Below are 16370 nucleotides of genomic sequence, written 5' to 3' on the forward strand. Positions count from 1 at the left end.
TCAGGATTTCAGCGTCTTCAGGTAGGCGATGATATCATCCACCTGGGCGGTGGTGAGGCGCCCGGCCCAGGCGGGCATCGGCATGTCCAATGGCTCATCGTCCTGGTCCCTGGCGTGCAGGATAGCGCGGCGCAGCAAATCGTCGCTCTGCTTGTAGGTCTGCTCCAACCCCGGCGCGCGCAAATCGGCCGAGACGGCGCTGCCCAGATGCACCCCGCCCGCGCCAGTGCTGAGATGGCAGACGCTGCAATTCTGATCGAACAAAGCCTGCCCCGCGGCGAGTTGCGCCGCATCGGGCGCCTGCGCCAGCGCTGGGGCGGCAAGCCCCAGGGCCAGAACGAACGCGAGAAGAAATTCACGGCTCATGCGGCGCCTCCTGCGGCTGAAACGGCACAGCAGAGATAAGCGCCCCACCCCGCCCCCGCAAGCTCAGCGCTGCGCCGCCAGCGCCGCTTCCATCGCCGCCACGGCGGAGAGGTTGATGATCCCGCGCGCGGTGGCGCTGGGCACGGCGATGTGCATCGGCTTCGCCAGCCCCAGCAGAATCGGCCCCACGGTCACGCCCTCACCCGTCGCCTTCACCAGGTTGAAGGCGATGTTGGCGGAGTCGATATTCGGGAAGATCAGCACATTGGCGACACCATGCAGCGTCGAATCCGGCAGCGCCTGGCGGCGGATCTGCTCGACCAGCGCGGCATCGGCGTGCATCTCGCCATCCACCTCCAAATCAGGGTCGTGGCTGTGGATCAGCCCCAGCGCGTGGCGCATCTTCTTGGCGCTCGGCGAGTTGGAGGCGCCGAAATTCGAGTGCGAGAGCAGCGCCACCTTCGGCGTGATACCAAAATGGCGCACGGTTTCCGCCGCCATCAGCGTCATCTCCGCGATCTCCACGGCGGTCGGGTCCATGTTCACATGCGTATCGCAGAAAAACAGTACGCCCGCCTGCAGGATCAGCGCCGTCATCGCATAGACGCGCCCCGAGCCCGAGCGGCGCGGAATGATCGGCAGCGCGTATTGGAATTGCCGCCACCAATCGCCCACGCCACCGCACACCGCGGCATCGGCATGGCCGGTGCAGAGCAGCATGCCCGCGGCCACGGTCGGGCGCTTGCGGATGTGGCGGATGGCCGTGTCGGGCGGGGTGCCGCGGCGGCCGACCTTGGCCGAATAGGCGTTCAGCACGGTCTTGAACAATTCCGGCTCGCGCTCAAGGTCGAGAATATCGACATCGCGCCCCGGCTGCAGCCGCAGGCCCAGCAGGCGGATGCGGTTGACGATCGCGTCGGCCCTCCCGAGCAGGATCGGCCGCGCCAGCCGCTCATCCACCACGCCCTGCACGGCGCGCAGCGTGCGCTCATCGTCACCCTCGGCATAGACGATGCGCGGCCGCGCCTTGCGCGCCACCTCGATGACCGGGCGCAGCAACTGGCCCGAGCGCACGCCGAAACGCTCCAGCTCGTGCTTATAAGCCTCGAAATCCGCGATTGGCTTGCGCGCCACGCCCGCTTCCATGGCCGCCTTGGCCACCGCCGGGGCGACATGCAGCATCAGGCGCGGGTCAAACGGCTTGGGGATGATGTATTCCGGCCCAAACATCGGGGCGTGCCCGCCATAGGCGGCGGCCACGGTCTCCGAGGCCTCCACCCGCGCCAGCCCGGCAATGGCCTGCACCGCCGCCAGCTTCATGCTCTCGGTGATCGCGGTCGCCCGCACATCCAGCGCGCCGCGGAAGATGAACGGGAAGCACAGCACGTTGTTCACCTGGTTCGGAAAATCCGAGCGCCCGGTGGCGACGATGGCGTCCGGCCGGGCGCGGCGCGCTACGTCCGGCATAATCTCGGGCTCCGGATTCGCCAGCGCCAGGATCAGCGGATTCGGCGCCAGCAGCTCCAGCCACTCTTCCTTCAACACGCGCGGGGCCGAGAGGCCGAGGAAGATATCCGCCCCCGGCAGCACCTCGGGCAGCGTGCGCGCATCGGTCTCGCGCGCCACGTCCAGCAGCGTCGGGTCCAGATTCGGACGCCCCTTATATACCACGCCTTCCTTGTCGGTCATGGTGATGTTCTCGGGGCTCGCGCCCAGCGCGCGCAGGATCCGCACGCAAGAGAGCGCCGCCGCCCCCGCGCCGGAGGTGACGATCTTAATCTCCTCGATCTTCTTGCCCTGCACCAGCATGGTGTTGAGCACCGCCGCGCCGACGATGATCGCGGTGCCGTGCTGGTCGTCGTGAAACACGGGGATCTTCATCCGCTCGCGCAGAACCTGCTCGATGCGGAAGCATTCGGGCGCCTTGATGTCTTCGAGATTGATGCCGCCGAAGCTCGGCTCCAGCCGCGCCACCGTCTCGATGAACTTATCCGGGTCCTGCTCGTTGATCTCGATGTCGAACGAGTCGATCCCGGCGAATTTCTTGAACAGGACGGATTTGCCCTCCATCACCGGCTTGCCGGCGAGCGCGCCGATATTGCCCAGCCCCAGCACCGCGGTGCCGTTGGTGATGACGCCGACGAGATTCGCGCGCGAGGTCAGGTCGAAGGAGGCATCCTCATCCGCGACGATGGCCTCGCAGGCCGCGGCCACGCCGGGGGAATAGGCGAGCGAGAGGTCGCGCGAGGTTTCCATGCGCTTGGTGGCGACGATCGCCAGCTTCCCAGGCCGCGGGAAGCGGTGGTATTCGAGCGCGGCTTTGCGTAAATCGTCGTCCATAGGTCACGTTCTCCCCTGATAGTCCAAGGGGTTCATGGCCCAACGGCGCGGGCGGGACAACCCGTCCCGCCATTCGTTTTTTACAGAGGAGAGAAAATTTGGTGCGGTCGAGAAGACTCGAACTTCCACGGGGTTGCCCCCACAAGCACCTCAAGCTTGCGCGTCTACCATTCCGCCACGACCGCACGGACGAAACCGCCGTGCTAAGAACGGCGCCGGGAGCCTATAGACGATGATTCCCGCTCCTGCAACATGGGAGGTGAGCGAAGATTTCACCGATTATAACGCGGCGCTGGAGCGCATGCGCCAGCGCGTGGATGACATCCGCGAGCGCGGCGCGCCGGAGCTGGTCTGGCTGGTCGAGCATCCGCCGCTCTACACCGCCGGCACCTCCGCCAAGCCCGAGGATCTGCAGGATGCCGCCCGGTTCCCCACCTATAGCGCCGGTCGCGGCGGGCAATGGACATATCACGGCCCCGGCCAGCGCGTGGCCTATGTGATGCTGGACCTCACCCGCCCGCACGGCACCGTGCCCGCGCGCGATGTGCGCTGTTACGTCGCGGGGCTGGAGCGCTGGGTGATCGAGACCTTGAAGGAATTCGGCATCAAGGGCGAGATCCGCGAGGGCCGCGTCGGCATCTGGGTCGTCACCCCGCATGGCGAGGACAAGATCGGCGCCATCGGCGTGCGCGTCAGCCGCTGGGTGAGCTGGCACGGCTTGGCACTGAACGTGAACCCCGATCTCGGGCATTTCACCGGCATCATCCCCTGCGGCATCCGCGAACATGGCGTCACCAGCCTGCACGCGCTGGGGGTGAAGGCCAGCATGGCAGAGGTGGATGCGGCGCTGAAGCGGAACTGGCGCAAGATCTTCGGATGAAGATTTTCGTTTACGGCACGCTCATCGACAAAACCGCGCTCGGCCGCTGCGCGGGCAAGCCGGTGAACATCCACCCCGAACCCGCGGTGCTGCACGGCTATACGCGCGTCTATCTGCGTGGCGCGCGCTACCCCACGCTGCGCCGCGCCCCCGGCCAGCACGTGGCCGGGGTGATGCTGCGCGTGAACGCCGACATGCTGGTCCGGCTGCGCAATTACGAGTCGGTGCGCTACCGCGTGGCGCATGTGCGGCTGCTGGCGCAGTCTGGCCCGCACCGGGCCCGCGTGTTCATCGGCGATGCCGCGACCCGCGTGGCCTGGATACCAGACCAGAAGCTCATGACCCTACGCTCGCGCAGTTTTTAGGTTATACACCCTGCCATGAAAATTTCCGTGCTCGACCAGTCGCCGATGAAAACGGGAATCTCCCCCGATGCCTGCATCCGCGAGACGCTGGACCTCGCCCGTTCCTGCGAGGCTTATGGCTATCACCGCTATTGGCTCTCCGAGCACCATAATTCCGAGGCCCTGGCCGGCTCCGCGCCCGAGGTGCTGATGGCCGCCATCGCCGCCACCACCAGCCGCATCCGCATCGGCTCGGCCGGGATCATGCTGCCGCATTATTCCGCCTTCAAGGTGGCCGAGCAGTTCCGGGTGCTGGAGGCGATCGCGCCCGGGCGAATCGATCTCGGGGTGGGCCGCGCCCCGGGCTCCGATGGCCGCACCGCCATGGCCCTCAACCCCGGCGCCTCGCACGCGGCGGAGAACTTCCCGGCCCAGGTGCGCGACCTGCAAGCCTGGACCGCGGGCGCCGAGCTGCCGGTGGACCACCCGTTCCGCACCCTGCGCGCCGAACCGCGCGGGCCTTTTGCGCCGCAGATGTGGATTCTCGGCTCCTCGAATTACGGCGCCCAGCTCGCCGCCTGGTTCGGCCTGCCCTATTGCTTCGCCTATTTCTTCTCCGACGGCGAAGGCGCCGCCGAGGCGCTGGAAACCTACCGCGCCCAATTCCGCCCCTCGCCGCTGCTGGACAAACCGCATTGCGGCATCGTCGTTTGGGCCTTCGCGGCGGACACGCAGGAGCAGGCGGATTACTGGTTCCGCTCGCGCGCCATCATCCAGACCCTGCGCGCGCGCGGCCGCTTCCTGCCGCTGCCCATGCCCGAGGAAGCTGAACAGGTGGAGCTGAGCGAGATGGAAAAGCTGCGCCTGGCGCAAATCAAGGCGCGCGCCTTTGTCGGGCCGGGGCAGGAAACCGCCAACCGCCTGCGCGCCCTCTGCGCCGAGCTTCAGGCGGATGAGCTGGTGATCACCACCGGCGTCACCGATCACGAGGTGCGCCGCCACTCCTTCAAGCTGCTGGGCGAGGCGTTCGGGTTAGCCGCGTAAGGCGTCCAGCGCCTTTTGCAAAATCGCCTGGGCGGCGAGCTTGTCGATGATCTCGTCGCGCCGCGCCCGGCTCATCCCGGCCTCGATCAGCCGCTCATGCGTCTCGGCGGTGGTATAGCTCTCATCCACCATCGCCACCGGCAGCCCGGTGGCGGCGCTCATGCCATGCGCCCAGTCCCGCGCCGCCTGGGCGCGCGGCCCCAGCTTTTGCTCGGCATCCAGCGGCAGGCCCACGACCAGCCCGCCCACCCCCTCGCGCGCCACGATGGCGGCGATCTCGGCGGCGTTCTGCTTCATCTTGGCGCGGGCCAGCGTGGCATAGGGGCTGGCGATCTGCCGGTTCACGTCCGACAGCGCCACGCCGATGCGCTTGCTGCCCGGGTCCAGCCCCAGCAGCCGTGCGCCGGGGGCGAGGTGAGTCTTGAAATCCGCGAGGTTGTAGAGCGCCATGCCCGCCTGTATGGTCCGCCCGGTATTTTTAGCCAAGTGTTTGGAGCCAAGATGTCACTGGACGCCGCAACGGTACGCCGGATTGCGAGACTCGCCCGCATACGGGTGGAAGATGCAGAAGTCGAAACCCTCAAGAGCGAGTTGAACGCCATTCTCGGCTATGTCGAGCAGCTGGACGAGGTGGATGTGGATGGTATCGCGCCGCTCGCCAGCGTGGTGCAGCTCGGCCTGCGCCAGCGCGAGGACCAGCTCTCCGATGGCGAAATCGCCGAGCAGGTGCTGGCCAACGCGCCGGACCGCATCGGAAACTTCTTTGCCGTGCCGAAGGTGGTGGAATGAGCCCGTTTGACCTGACCATCGCCCAGGCCGCCAAGGCGCTGCGGGCGAAAGACATCTCGGCCGTGGAGCTGACCACCGCCTATAACGGCGCCGTGGCGGCGTTGAACCCGCGCCTGAACGCCTATATCACCACCACGCCGGAGCTGGCGCTGGAACAGGCCAAGGCCGCCGATGCGCGCCTGAAGGCGGGTGACGCCACCGCGCTCACCGGCATCCCCATCGCCATGAAGGATTTGTTCTGCACCGAGGGCGTGCGCACCACGGCGGCGAGCAAGATCCTCAGCCCCTTCGTGCCGCCTTATGAGAGCACCGTCTCCGCCAAGCTCAAAGCGGCGGGCGCGGTGATGCTGGGCAAGGCCAATCTCGACGAATTCGCCATGGGCTCGGCCAATATCACCTCGGCCTATGGCCCGGTGGAAAACCCCTGGAAGCGCCGCGAGGACGCGGACGCCAAGCTGGTCCCCGGCGGCTCCTCGGGCGGCTCGGCGGCGGCGGTGGCGGCGCGCATCGCGCTCGCAGCCACGGGCACCGACACGGGCGGCTCCATCCGCCAACCCGCCGCCTTCACCGGCCTCGCCGGCATCAAACCGACCTATGGCCGCTGCTCGCGCTGGGGCATTGTCGCCTTCGCCTCCTCGCTCGACCAGGCCGGCCCGATGGCCCGCAATGCCGAGGATTGCGCCATCCTGCTCAACGCCATGGCTGGGTTCGACGAGAAGGACTCCACCTCCGCCCCGCAGCCCGTGCCCGATTTCACCCAGGCGCTCACCCGTGGCGTGAAGGGGCTGCGCATCGGCATCCCCGCCGAATACCGGCTGGAGGGCACCAACCCGGAAATCCTGGCGCTGTGGGACAAGGGCATCGCCTGGCTGCGCGAACAGGGGGCCGAAATCGTCGATATCTCGCTGCCCCACACCAAATACGGCCTCGCGGTGTACTACATCGTCGCCCCGGCCGAGGCGTCGTCGAACCTCGCGCGCTACGATGGCGTGCGCTTCGGCGCGCGCGTCGATGGCGTGGACCTGATCGACATGTATGAGCGCACCCGCGCCGCCGGGTTCGGCGCCGAGGTCAAGCGCCGCATCATGATCGGCACCTATGTGCTGAGCCATGGCTATTACGACGCCTATTACCTCAAGGCGCAGAAGGTGCGAAATCTGATCCTCCGCGATTTTTCCAACGCCTTTGGAAAAGTCGATGCGATCCTCACGCCCACCGCCCCCTCGGCCGCGTTCGGCCTGGGCGAGAAGATGGACGACCCGGTGACGATGTATCTCAACGACGTGTTCACCGTCCCCGCCTCGCTCGCCGGTGTTCCGGCGATGAGCGTCCCCGCCGGGCTGAACGCCGAGGGGCTGCCGCTAGGCCTGCAGGTCATCGGCAAGCATTTTGATGAAGAAACGGTTTTCGCGGTCTCCGCCGCGATCGAGCAAGCGGCGGGCTTCGCGGCCCTGCCTGAAGTGCGAGCGAAATAATGGCATATTCTCTGGAAGGCCGCACCGGCACCTGGGAAGTGGTCGTGGGCCTGGAAGTTCACGCCCAGGTCATCTCCGAATCGAAACTTTTCTCCGGCGCCTCGGCCACTTACGGCGGCGCGCCCAACGCGCATGTCTCCTTCGTCGATGCCGGTTTCCCCGGCATGCTGCCGGTCATCAACAAGGAATGCGTGGCCCAGGCCGTGCGCACCGGGCTGGGGCTGAAGGCGCAGATCAACCTGTTCTCGCGCTTCGACCGCAAGAATTATTTCTACGCCGACCTGCCGAACGGCTACCAGATCAGCCAGTTCGCGCATCCCGTCGTCGGCACCGGCACGGTCGAGATCGAGCTGCAGGACGGCACCATCAAGCAGATCGGCATCACGCGCCTGCATCTGGAGCAGGATGCCGGTAAATCGATGCACGATCAGCATGCCAGCAAATCGGTCATCGACCTCAACCGCGCGGGCGTGGCGCTGATGGAGATCGTCTCCGAGCCGGATATCCGCTCGCCCGAGGAAGCCGGCGCCTATTTGCGCAAGCTGCGCCAGATCCTGCGCTATCTCGGCACCTGCGACGGCAACATGGAGGAAGGCTCCATGCGCGCCGACGTGAACGTGTCGGTGCGCAAGGCGGGCGAAGCCTTCCGCACGCGCTGCGAGATCAAGAACGTCAACTCCATCCGCTTCGTGATGCACGCGGTGGAGGCCGAGGCGCTACGCCAGATCGAAATCTGGGAATCCGGCGGCGAGGTGGTGCAGGAGACGCGGCTTTACGATCCGTCCAAGGGCGAGACGCGCTCGATGCGCTCCAAGGAAGACGCGCATGACTACCGCTACTTCCCCGAGCCCGACCTGCTGCCGCTGGTGCTGGAGCAGAGCTGGGTGGACGAGCTGGCCGCCAAGCTGCCCGAACTGCCCGATGAAAAGCGCGCCCGCTTCTGCGATCAATACGGCATCCCGTTCTACGATGCGGGCGTGCTGGTGGCCGAGCAGGCAACCGCCGATTTCTACGAGACCGTGGCCAAGACCCGAGACGGCAAGCTTGCCGCCAACTGGATCACCGGCGATTTCTTTGCCGCGCTGAACCGCACCGGCACCACCATCGAGACCTCCCCCGTCTCCGCCGCCGCGCTGGGTCAGTTGCTCGACCTCATCGCGGACAAGACCATCAATGGCCGCATCGCCAAGGATGTGTTCGAGGAGATGGTGGAAACCGGCGCCATGCCGGCCGACATCGTGGAGAAGAAGGGTCTGCGCCAAGTCACCGACACCGGCGCCATCGACGCCGCGGTGACCAAGGTGCTGGCCGAGAACGCCGACAAGGTGGCCGAGTATAAATCGGGCAAGGACAAGCTGTTCGGCTTCTTCGTCGGTCAGGTGATGAAGGCCATGCAGGGCAAGGGCAACCCGGCCCTGGTGAACGAGGCCGTGAAGAAGCAGCTCGGCTGAATACAAGGCCGGAGGCTCAGCGATGAGCTTCCGGCCTAGCTGCCCCGCTCTGGCGGCAGGCGGGGTTTGATCTCAATCAAGCCGCCTGCGTCAGGCCGGGCGTAATTTCCGGGGCATGTTGAAAGACCTGCCCCTCGCCAAAGTCTACCAGTTCATCGAACCCGGCCCAGTGGTGCTGCTCACCACCCAGGCGGCCAAGGAAAAGCCGGATGTCATGGCGATGTCATGGCACATGATGCTGGAATTCGAGCCGCCGCTGATCGCCTGCGTGGTCAGTGCCGATAATCACAGCTTCAAGGCGCTCCGCAAATACCGCGAATGCGTGATCGCCATTCCCCCCGCCGAACTGGCCGAAACCGTCACCGGCATCGGCAACTGCACCGGCGCGGACACCGATAAATTCGGCGTGTACGAACTCACCCCGCTTCCCGCCAAGCATGTCGCCGCGCCGCTGATCGGCGAGGCGATCGTCAACCTGGAATGCAAGGTGCGCGATACGCGGATGGTGAACGCCTATAACTTATTCGTGGTGGAATGCGTGCAGGCTTGGCAGAATCCGAAACTCAAAGACGCCAGGACCATCCATCACCACGGCTACGGCGATTTCGCCGTGGATGGCGAGATGATCCACATTAAATCAAAAATGCGTTAGCCCAGCTTCGGGATCAGCCCGCTCGCCTCGGCGACCGCCCGGCTGGCGGCGATCGATTCGCTCACCATCAGCGCCGCCGCCAGGGCGCGCTTGCCTGCCTCGGCGTCCACCGCCACCGGCGCGCCATCGAGGCAGGAGGCGAAAAACGCCTCATGCTCGGCCTGCAGGGCGTCATGGTCCTGCCAGCCCGCCTGCTCCACGCCAAATTCCTCGAAACCGGGCAACTTCATGCCGATCCCGCGGCCCACCAGGGTGAGCTTGCGGGCCGAGAAATCCACGGTCAGATAGCCGGTCTGTGAAAAGATGCGCATCTTGCGCTCGGTCTTCAGCGAGATGCGGCTGGCCGTGATCGTCGCCACCGCGCCATTGGCGAAGCGGATGCGCGCATTGGCGATGTCGTCATGCAGGCTGGCCACGGGCGCGCCCACGGCGTCCACGCTCACCACCTCCGAATCGGTCAACGCCAAAATCAGGTCGAGATCATGGATCATCAGGTCCAGGATCACCGACACATCGGTGCCGCGCGGCTTGAAGGGCGCGATGCGTACGGCCTCGATATAAAGCGGCTTGCCCATGCGTGCGCTCACCGCGCCATGCGCGGCCGAGAAGCGCTCCAGATGCCCCACTTGCAGCACCACGCCCGCCTGCCGGGCCAGCGCCGCCAGTTCCGTCGCCTGATCCAGCGTCGCCGCGATCGGCTTTTCCACCAGCACATGCTTGCCCGCCCGCAGCGCCCGGGCGGCAAGATCGTAATGAAACTCGGCGGGGGCGGCGATCACCACGGCCTGCGCCTGGGCCAGAATCTCCTCCACCGGCTTCACCGGGCACCCGGCTTCCCAGGCCACGATCTTGGCCCGCTCGGGGTTGGCGTCGGCCAGCCCGATCAGTTTCGCCCGCTTCGCCCCGGCCAGTTTCAACGCGTGGTAGCGGCCAAAATGCCCCGCCCCGATCAAGCCCACTTGCAATCGCTCGCTCATGGCTCCGTGGTATTCCGCTCCGGGGTTGCGCGCAACGCCTTGCCCGGCCATACCGCTACCGGTTCAGGGGAATTTTTGGAGCCACCGTGCTTTACTTCAGCCGCGCCAAGACTATCGGCATCTTGCTGCTTTGCGGGTTGGGCATTCTGCTCAGCCTGCCCAATCTGTCGGCCCGCCCGGGCTTCTGGCCAGGGTTTTTGCCCTGGAACCAGGTGCATCTGGGGCTGGATTTGCGCGGCGGCTCGTATCTGCTGCTGCAGATCGACACCAGCGCCATCGTCAAGCAGGACCTCAACAGTCTGGTCGATGAAACGCGGCAGACGCTGGTGCATGCGCAGCTCGGCTATACCGGTCTGCATGCAGATCCGGCGAAGGATGCGGTGGTGCTGCACCCGCTCGACGGCCAGACCCAGCAGGATCTGACGGCGCTGCAAAAGCTGATCTCCTACGCCCCCGGCGCCACTAGCCCCAGCGTCGCCATCGCCCAGCAGCCCGACGGCTCGATCGCCATCAGCATCCCCCAGGCCACGCAGGCCGCGCGCAATGCGCAGGCGGTGCAGCAGGCCATCACCATCATCCAGCGCCGCATCGACGGCTCGGGCGTGCTCAACGCCACCATCCAGCGCCAGGGGCAAAACCAGATCGTGGTGCAGCTCCCCGGCATCTCGGACCCTGAGCGCGTGAAGACCCTGATCGGCACCACCGCGCATCTCACCTTCCAGATGGTGGACGCCAACGCCGCCCCGGGCCCCATCGCCCCGCTGGGCGACGAGGTGCTGCCCATGGCCAGCAACCCCAGCCAGAGCATGGATGTCTATTCCACCGTGGCGGTGGACGGCGCCAGCCTGGAAAACGCCCAGGCCAGCACCGACCCGCAATCGGGCGAATGGGTGGTCAATTTCACCCTCAACGCGCTGGGCGCGCGGCAATTCGCCGATATCACCACCGCCAATGTCGGCAAGCTGTTCGCCATCGTGCTGGACGGCAAGATCATCGAAGCCCCGGTCATCCGCGAGCCGATCACCGGCGGTTCTGGCCAGATTTCCGGCAATTTCACCGCGCAATCCGCCACCGACCTCGCCTTGCTGCTGCGCGCCGGCGCCCTGCCCGCGCCGCTCAACATCGTCGAGGAGCAGAGTGTCGGCCCCGAGCTGGGCGCCGACGCCATCCGTGCCGGCGCCATGGCGCTGGGGCTCGGCTTTGTGCTCGTGCTCGCCTTCATGGGCACGTTCTACGGGCTGTTCGGCTGGTTCGCGAATGTCGCGCTGGTCATGAACCTCGTGCTGATGCTCGCCATCCTCTCGGTGATGGGCGCCACCCTCACCCTGCCCGGCATGGCCGGTATCCTGCTCACCCTCGGCATGGCGGTGGACGCCAACGTGCTCATCAACGAGCGCGTGCGCGAGGAGGTGAAGAACGGCCGCAAGCCGCTCGCGGCGCTGGAGGCCGGGTATAAGCGCGCCTACGGCACCATCATCGACAGTAACGTGACCACGCTGCTCGCCCATGTCACGCTGTTCATCTTCGGCTCGCCCCCGGTGCGTGGCTTCGCCGTCACCATCTGCGCCGGCATCATCACCACCATGTTCACCGCCACCGTGCTGGTGCGGCTCATCACCGGGCGCTGGTATATCTCGCGCCGCCCGGCCGCCCTGCCCGTCTAAGGAGCCCGCATGTTCTACCGGCCCATGTTCCGCTTCGTCCCGGACGGCACCAAGATCCGCTTCATGAATGGCCGCTTCGCGGGGCTCATCGTCTCCGCGGTGCTGTCCACGGCGTCCATCATCCTGTTCTTCGCGCCCGGCCTCAATCTGGGGCTGGATTTCCGCGGCGGCGTGGTGCTGCAGGTGCAAACCCCGCAAACCGCCAACTTCCCCGCCCTGCGCGCCGCCCTGGCCGAGGCCGGGCTGAAGGACGCCGCTTTGCAAACCTTCGGCAGCGGCGGCAACGGCGTGCTCATCAGCCTGGAAAGCCGCGACTCCGCCGCCGCCACCCAGACCTCGATCCAGGAAGCCGAGACCGCCCTGAACCAGGTGGCACCGGGCAGCAAGATCCTCTCCACCCAGGCGATTGGCGCGGCCGTGAGCCAGCAGCTTTTCGCCCAGGGGCTTGAGGCGCTCGGCCTGAGCTTCGTGATGATCCTGGCTTACATCTGGTTCCGGTTCGAGTGGCAATTCGCCGTCGGCGCCGTCGCCACGCTGGTGCTCGACACCACCAAGACCATCGGCTTCATGGTCCTCACGCGCATCCCGTTCGACCTGGTGACGATCGCCGCGATCCTCACCATCATCGGCTATTCCACCAACGACAAGGTGGTGGTGTATGACCGCGTGCGCGAGAATTTGCGCAAATATAAAAGCATGCCCCTGCGCGAGCTGATCGATTTGTCCATCAACGAGACGCTGAACCGTACGCTCGGCACCTCCGGCACGGTGTTCCTGGCGGCGCTGCCGCTGGCGCTGTTCGGCGGCAACGCGCTCTCGGGCTTCGCTTGGATCATGCTGTTCGGCATCGTTGTCGGCACCTCCTCCTCCATCTTCATCGCCGCCCCCATCCTGCTGTTCCTGGGCGAGCACCGGCTGCGCCGCAGCGCCGCCATGCCTAAAACCGCCACAAGTTGAGTTTTTAGACAATTATCATAATTTAAGTCGCCACCAACGCGGAAACCTGCTAAACCCGCGCTGAAATGACTTTTTTCTCGCAATTTTAGACGAATGCACCTCGCTTTGCCGGATACGGAGCTGCTGAGCGCGGTGCGTATTTCCTACCAGCCCATCGTCCGCCTGGCCGATGGGGGGCTGGATCATGTCGAGGTTCTGGCCCGCAGCGCCGATGATGACGGCACGTTGCGCGGGCCGGAGCGGCTGCTCAAGGCGATGCGCAGCGGCACCGGCGCGATGCGCGTGACCGAGGCGATCATCACCCGCACCCTGGCCGAATATGAGCGCTTCAGCTTCGCCGCGCATGGTTTGCCAGTGGCCTTCAACCTCAGCCTGGACGCGCTCCTGCATCCAGATCTTACCGAACTGATCGAGCGCCTGCGCATGGCGGCCGGACTAAGGCGAGAGCTGATCCGTTTTGAACTCACGGAAGACCAGCCCGTTCACGACCTCGCCGCGGCTGAAGCCGTCGTCACCCGCATGCGCCTCGCCGGCTACGCCCTGGCGCTCGACGACATCACCCCCGGCATGCCCTATCTCGCCGCGCTGCTCGACATGCCCTTCACCACCATCAAATTTGACCGCAGCGTGGTCACTTCGCCGGGGCGGATGGCGCAGGATTTCCTGCGCGACCTCGCCGCCTATGCCGCCCGGCGCGGCCAGCACAGCATCGCCGAGGGCATTGAAACCGCGCATGTGGATGCCCGCATGCGCGCCAGCCGCATGACCCATGCCCAAGGTTATCTGTACGCGCGCCCGCTGCCGGCGGGGGCGCTGCACGCCTACCTCAACCCGGCTTAAGCCGCGGGTCGCAGCCCGAAGCGGCGCATGGAATCGCTATAAAAGCTGGGAATCTCGCCGCCGCTCTCCATGTCCACCCCGCTCAGCGACTTTAGCAGAGCCAGGGTTTCGGCGGGGGGTTCGGCCTCGGGCGCATGCTCCTCCGCCACGCCTTCGGCCTTCAGCTTCAGCAGATGCGCCAACACATTGCGCTGCGCCGCGCCTTGCAGGAAGGGATCAGCCTTGTGGTACAGCCTGGCCGCCAGCGCCGCCACGCTCCAATCCTGCCGCGCCAGCTCCGCCATAATCGTGCGCTCACGATATTGCCGGTGCGCCAGCAGATCAGCCACCAGCTTGCGCGGCTCGGCCAATAGCGGCCCGTGCGCGCTCAGATACACATCGTCATCGCGCGCCAGCAACCGCTCCAGCGAGCGGTAATATTCGAGCATGTCGCCATCCGGCGGGCTGACGATCGAGGATGACCACGGCATCACATGATCGCCGCTGAACAGCACCTTCTGCCCGTTCTCAGCGTAATATTCGTAACACAGATGGTCCGCCGCATGGCCGGGGGTATGCAGCGCCGTCAGCCCGCCCACGCGGCTCCCGTCATCGAGCGGAAAATCGGGCCGCAGCCCGGGATGCGCGCTATAGCGATAGCCATAAACCGGCGCGCCCGTGGCCTCGGAGAGCGCCGGCACGGCGCCGCAATGGTCACCATGGGTGTGCGTGAGCACTTGCCGCTTGATCGGCCGCCCCGCCACCGCCGCCAGCAAATCCTGCACATGCTTATCGCTGTCGGGGCCGGGGTCGATCACCGTGACCCCATCCGGCTCGTCGATCAGATAGGTATTGGTGCCATGATAGGTCATCACGCCAGGGTTCTCCGCCACCACGCGGCGGATGCCCGGCAACACATTTAGCGGAACACCGCGTGGCGGCTCCGGTTCTTCGAGAAATGCCATAGCCGCATCATGCACAGCGGTCATGACGAAGGCAATTGGCTCAGCCGAACGCGTAGAGCGCCCACAGCACGCCGAACACCGCCACCACGCAAACCACCCCCAGCACCGTCACCATCACGTTGTGATGCGCCGGCTCGCGGCTCATCGCCCGGTGTGGCGGGTCTCGCGTCTCGCTCGTGGAAATCGTAGGAAAATCTTTTACAGTCATTGCCTTATACCTCGAAACCTCGAAGCGCTCCCGGTCGCGTCCGCCGGGTTGCCTGGATTGTTTCCCGGACCAAATTATGCGCCCGAAGGTCTTTACAATGCAATAAAAACAAGCGCGGCGGGCTTTGCGCCACCGGGGCTGGCCGTTACTGTCAGCGGCATGACTCAAGACTCGGATGCCAGCTTGCGCGCCTCGCTCACCCGCCACAGGCTGTTCGCCAGTTCGCTGCTGGGGCTGATGGCCGCCCTTACCTTGCTCGGCTATTGGCTGCCGCTCTCCCCCTGGTCGGCGCTGCTGCGCGATGCCGCCAAGGCCGGCTTCATCGGCGGGGTGGCGGATTGGTTCGCCGTCACCGCGCTGTTCCGTCATCCGCTCGGCCTGCCGATCCCGCACACCGCCATCCTTCCGGCGCAGAAGGAGCGGCTGGGCAACGCACTGGGGCGCTTCGTCGCCAACCACGTGTTCACCGAGGCGGATATCCGGAAGGTGCTGGCCAATCTTGACGCTCCGGCGATCCTGCGCCGCTTCCTCACCGACAGCACCGCCACCCGCCCGCTGGCGGAGGCCCTGGCCGGGATGCTTCCCAAGCTGCTCGCCAGCATCGAGGATGGCCGCGCGCGGCGCCTGCTGGCGCGGCTGCTGCCCAAGCTGGCCGGGGGCCGTGCCGCCGGGGTGGTCGTGGCCCGCGCCCTCGCCGGGCTGGTCGAGGGAGGACGCCATCAGGAAGTATTTTCATTCATTCTCAGCCAATTGAAGGACACTCTTGCGACGCGTGAGGAAATCCTGCGCGACGCCATCAAGGAGCGCGTGCGCGAGCAGGGCGGCAAGCTGGTCGGCTGGGCGCTGGGCGCCACCGTGGCCAACCGGGTGCTGACTGCGGTGAATGCCGAACTCGACCGCATCGGCCCCGATAGCTCAGAGATCCGCGAGGCCTTCGATGAATGGGCGCATCGCGAGATCGCCCGGCTGGAGACCGACCCCGAGCGCGCCGCGGAACTGGGCCGCGCCCTGCGCGCCGTGCTGTCGCACGACACGGTGAAGGCCTGGGCCTGGGATGTCTGGGCCCGCATGCGCCACGCCCTGGAGGTGGACGCCGCCAACCCGCATGGCCGCTCGGTCGCGGTGATCGAGGCGGCGCTGGTGCATCTCAGCGATGTGCTGGAAAAAGACGAAGCCGCCCAGCAGCGCGTCAACGCCGCGGCGCAGGCGCTGGTGCTGCGCATGCTGCCCGGCGCCCAAGCCGAGGGGGCGAAATTCATCGGCCGCGTCATCGGCGCGTGGGACACCGCGACCATCACCGAGAAGCTGGAACTGCGGGTCGGCAAAGACCTGCAATATATCCGCGTCAACGGCACGCTGGTCGGCTTCTTCCTCGGCGCGGCCATCAACCTCGCCTTGGCGGCCCTGCATCTGGGGTGAGCACATAGGAGACCTGCCCG

Annotated in this window: 16 protein-coding genes and 1 tRNA gene; 11 read left to right on the top strand and 6 right to left on the bottom strand. The window is 66.2% G+C overall.

Annotation, left to right across the window (positions count from 1 at the left end; all coding sequences use genetic code 11):
• The 3 genes from LI953_RS01225 to LI953_RS01235 all read right to left on the bottom strand — a co-directional run bounded on the left by LI953_RS01225 (position 1) and on the right by LI953_RS01235 (position 2891).
• Complete coding sequence (locus LI953_RS01225; RefSeq protein WP_227074142.1) at positions 1–366, bottom strand: cytochrome c; 366 nt, start codon at positions 364–366, stop codon at positions 1–3.
• Positions 367–429: 63 nt separating this feature from the next.
• Positions 430–2706 carry an NADP-dependent malic enzyme gene (locus tag LI953_RS01230; RefSeq protein WP_227074143.1) on the bottom strand — a complete coding sequence of 759 codons (2277 nt, stop codon included), beginning with the start codon at positions 2704–2706 and terminating at the stop codon, positions 430–432.
• A gap of 99 nt (positions 2707–2805) precedes the next feature.
• Positions 2806–2891, bottom strand: a tRNA-Leu gene (locus tag LI953_RS01235).
• 47 nt (positions 2892–2938) lie between these two features.
• Between LI953_RS01235 and lipB the strand changes: the two genes are divergently transcribed.
• Genes lipB through LI953_RS01250 form a run of 3 tightly spaced genes read left to right on the top strand, consistent with a single transcriptional unit; the run spans position 2939 to position 4974 of the window.
• On the top strand, positions 2939–3586 hold the full coding sequence (lipB, locus tag LI953_RS01240; RefSeq protein WP_227074144.1) for a lipoyl(octanoyl) transferase LipB: 648 nt from the start codon (positions 2939–2941) through the stop codon (positions 3584–3586).
• Positions 3583–3951: a gamma-glutamylcyclotransferase family protein gene (locus LI953_RS01245; RefSeq protein ID WP_227074145.1), complete on the top strand. Its 369-nt coding sequence runs from the start codon at positions 3583–3585 to the stop codon at positions 3949–3951. Before lipB ends, LI953_RS01245 begins: the two co-directional genes overlap by 4 nt.
• Positions 3952–3966: 15 nt before the next feature.
• Entirely contained in the window at positions 3967–4974 is a 1008-nt protein-coding gene (locus LI953_RS01250) for an LLM class flavin-dependent oxidoreductase (RefSeq protein ID WP_227074146.1), read from the top strand.
• Here the strand turns inward: LI953_RS01250 and ruvX are convergent.
• Positions 4963–5424: a Holliday junction resolvase RuvX gene (gene ruvX / locus LI953_RS01255; RefSeq protein WP_227074147.1), complete on the bottom strand. Its 462-nt coding sequence runs from the start codon at positions 5422–5424 to the stop codon at positions 4963–4965. The two genes, LI953_RS01250 and ruvX, sit on opposite strands and share 12 nt — an antisense overlap.
• A gap of 51 nt (positions 5425–5475) precedes the next feature.
• Here ruvX and gatC point away from each other — a divergent pair, with 51 nt between their 5' ends.
• The 4 genes from gatC to LI953_RS01275 all read left to right on the top strand — a co-directional run bounded on the left by gatC (position 5476) and on the right by LI953_RS01275 (position 9341).
• Positions 5476–5763 carry an Asp-tRNA(Asn)/Glu-tRNA(Gln) amidotransferase subunit GatC gene (gatC, locus tag LI953_RS01260; protein ID WP_227074148.1) on the top strand — a complete coding sequence of 96 codons (288 nt, stop codon included), beginning with the start codon at positions 5476–5478 and terminating at the stop codon, positions 5761–5763.
• Positions 5760–7238 carry an Asp-tRNA(Asn)/Glu-tRNA(Gln) amidotransferase subunit GatA gene (gatA, locus tag LI953_RS01265; protein ID WP_227074149.1) on the top strand — a complete coding sequence of 493 codons (1479 nt, stop codon included), beginning with the start codon at positions 5760–5762 and terminating at the stop codon, positions 7236–7238. The genes gatC and gatA overlap by 4 nt, the downstream gene beginning before the upstream one ends.
• On the top strand, positions 7238–8689 hold the full coding sequence (gene gatB / locus LI953_RS01270) for an Asp-tRNA(Asn)/Glu-tRNA(Gln) amidotransferase subunit GatB (protein ID WP_227074150.1): 1452 nt from the start codon (positions 7238–7240) through the stop codon (positions 8687–8689). Before gatA ends, gatB begins: the two co-directional genes overlap by 1 nt.
• A gap of 115 nt (positions 8690–8804) precedes the next feature.
• Positions 8805–9341 carry a flavin reductase family protein gene (locus LI953_RS01275; RefSeq protein ID WP_227074151.1) on the top strand — a complete coding sequence of 179 codons (537 nt, stop codon included), beginning with the start codon at positions 8805–8807 and terminating at the stop codon, positions 9339–9341.
• On the opposite strand, the gene LI953_RS01280 is transcribed toward LI953_RS01275, so the two are convergent.
• On the bottom strand, positions 9338–10318 hold the full coding sequence (locus LI953_RS01280; protein ID WP_227074152.1) for a Gfo/Idh/MocA family protein: 981 nt from the start codon (positions 10316–10318) through the stop codon (positions 9338–9340). The genes LI953_RS01275 and LI953_RS01280 overlap by 4 nt on opposite strands.
• 86 nt (positions 10319–10404) lie before the next feature.
• Between LI953_RS01280 and secD the strand changes: the two genes are divergently transcribed.
• From secD to LI953_RS01295, 3 genes are all read left to right on the top strand, one after another.
• Positions 10405–11982 carry a protein translocase subunit SecD gene (gene secD / locus LI953_RS01285; RefSeq protein ID WP_227074153.1) on the top strand — a complete coding sequence of 526 codons (1578 nt, stop codon included), beginning with the start codon at positions 10405–10407 and terminating at the stop codon, positions 11980–11982.
• 9 nt (positions 11983–11991) lie between these two features.
• Positions 11992–12939: a protein translocase subunit SecF gene (gene secF, locus LI953_RS01290; RefSeq protein WP_227074154.1), complete on the top strand. Its 948-nt coding sequence runs from the start codon at positions 11992–11994 to the stop codon at positions 12937–12939.
• A gap of 93 nt (positions 12940–13032) precedes the next feature.
• Positions 13033–13779, top strand: a complete 747-nt coding sequence (locus LI953_RS01295) for an EAL domain-containing protein (protein ID WP_227074155.1) — start codon at positions 13033–13035, stop codon at positions 13777–13779.
• Here the strand turns inward: LI953_RS01295 and LI953_RS01300 are convergent.
• Positions 13776–14723 carry an MBL fold metallo-hydrolase gene (locus tag LI953_RS01300; protein ID WP_227074156.1) on the bottom strand — a complete coding sequence of 316 codons (948 nt, stop codon included), beginning with the start codon at positions 14721–14723 and terminating at the stop codon, positions 13776–13778. The genes LI953_RS01295 and LI953_RS01300 overlap by 4 nt on opposite strands.
• A 367-nt stretch (positions 14724–15090) precedes the next feature.
• On the opposite strand from LI953_RS01300, the gene LI953_RS01305 reads away from it, so the two are divergent.
• Positions 15091–16350, top strand: coding sequence for a DUF445 domain-containing protein (locus LI953_RS01305; protein WP_227074157.1), 1260 nt, complete (start codon positions 15091–15093; stop codon positions 16348–16350).
• Positions 16351–16370: the final 20 nt, after the last annotated feature.

Source organism: Acidocella sp. KAb 2-4, from assembly GCF_020567705.1.
GTDB lineage: Bacteria > Pseudomonadota > Alphaproteobacteria > Acetobacterales > Acetobacteraceae > Acidocella.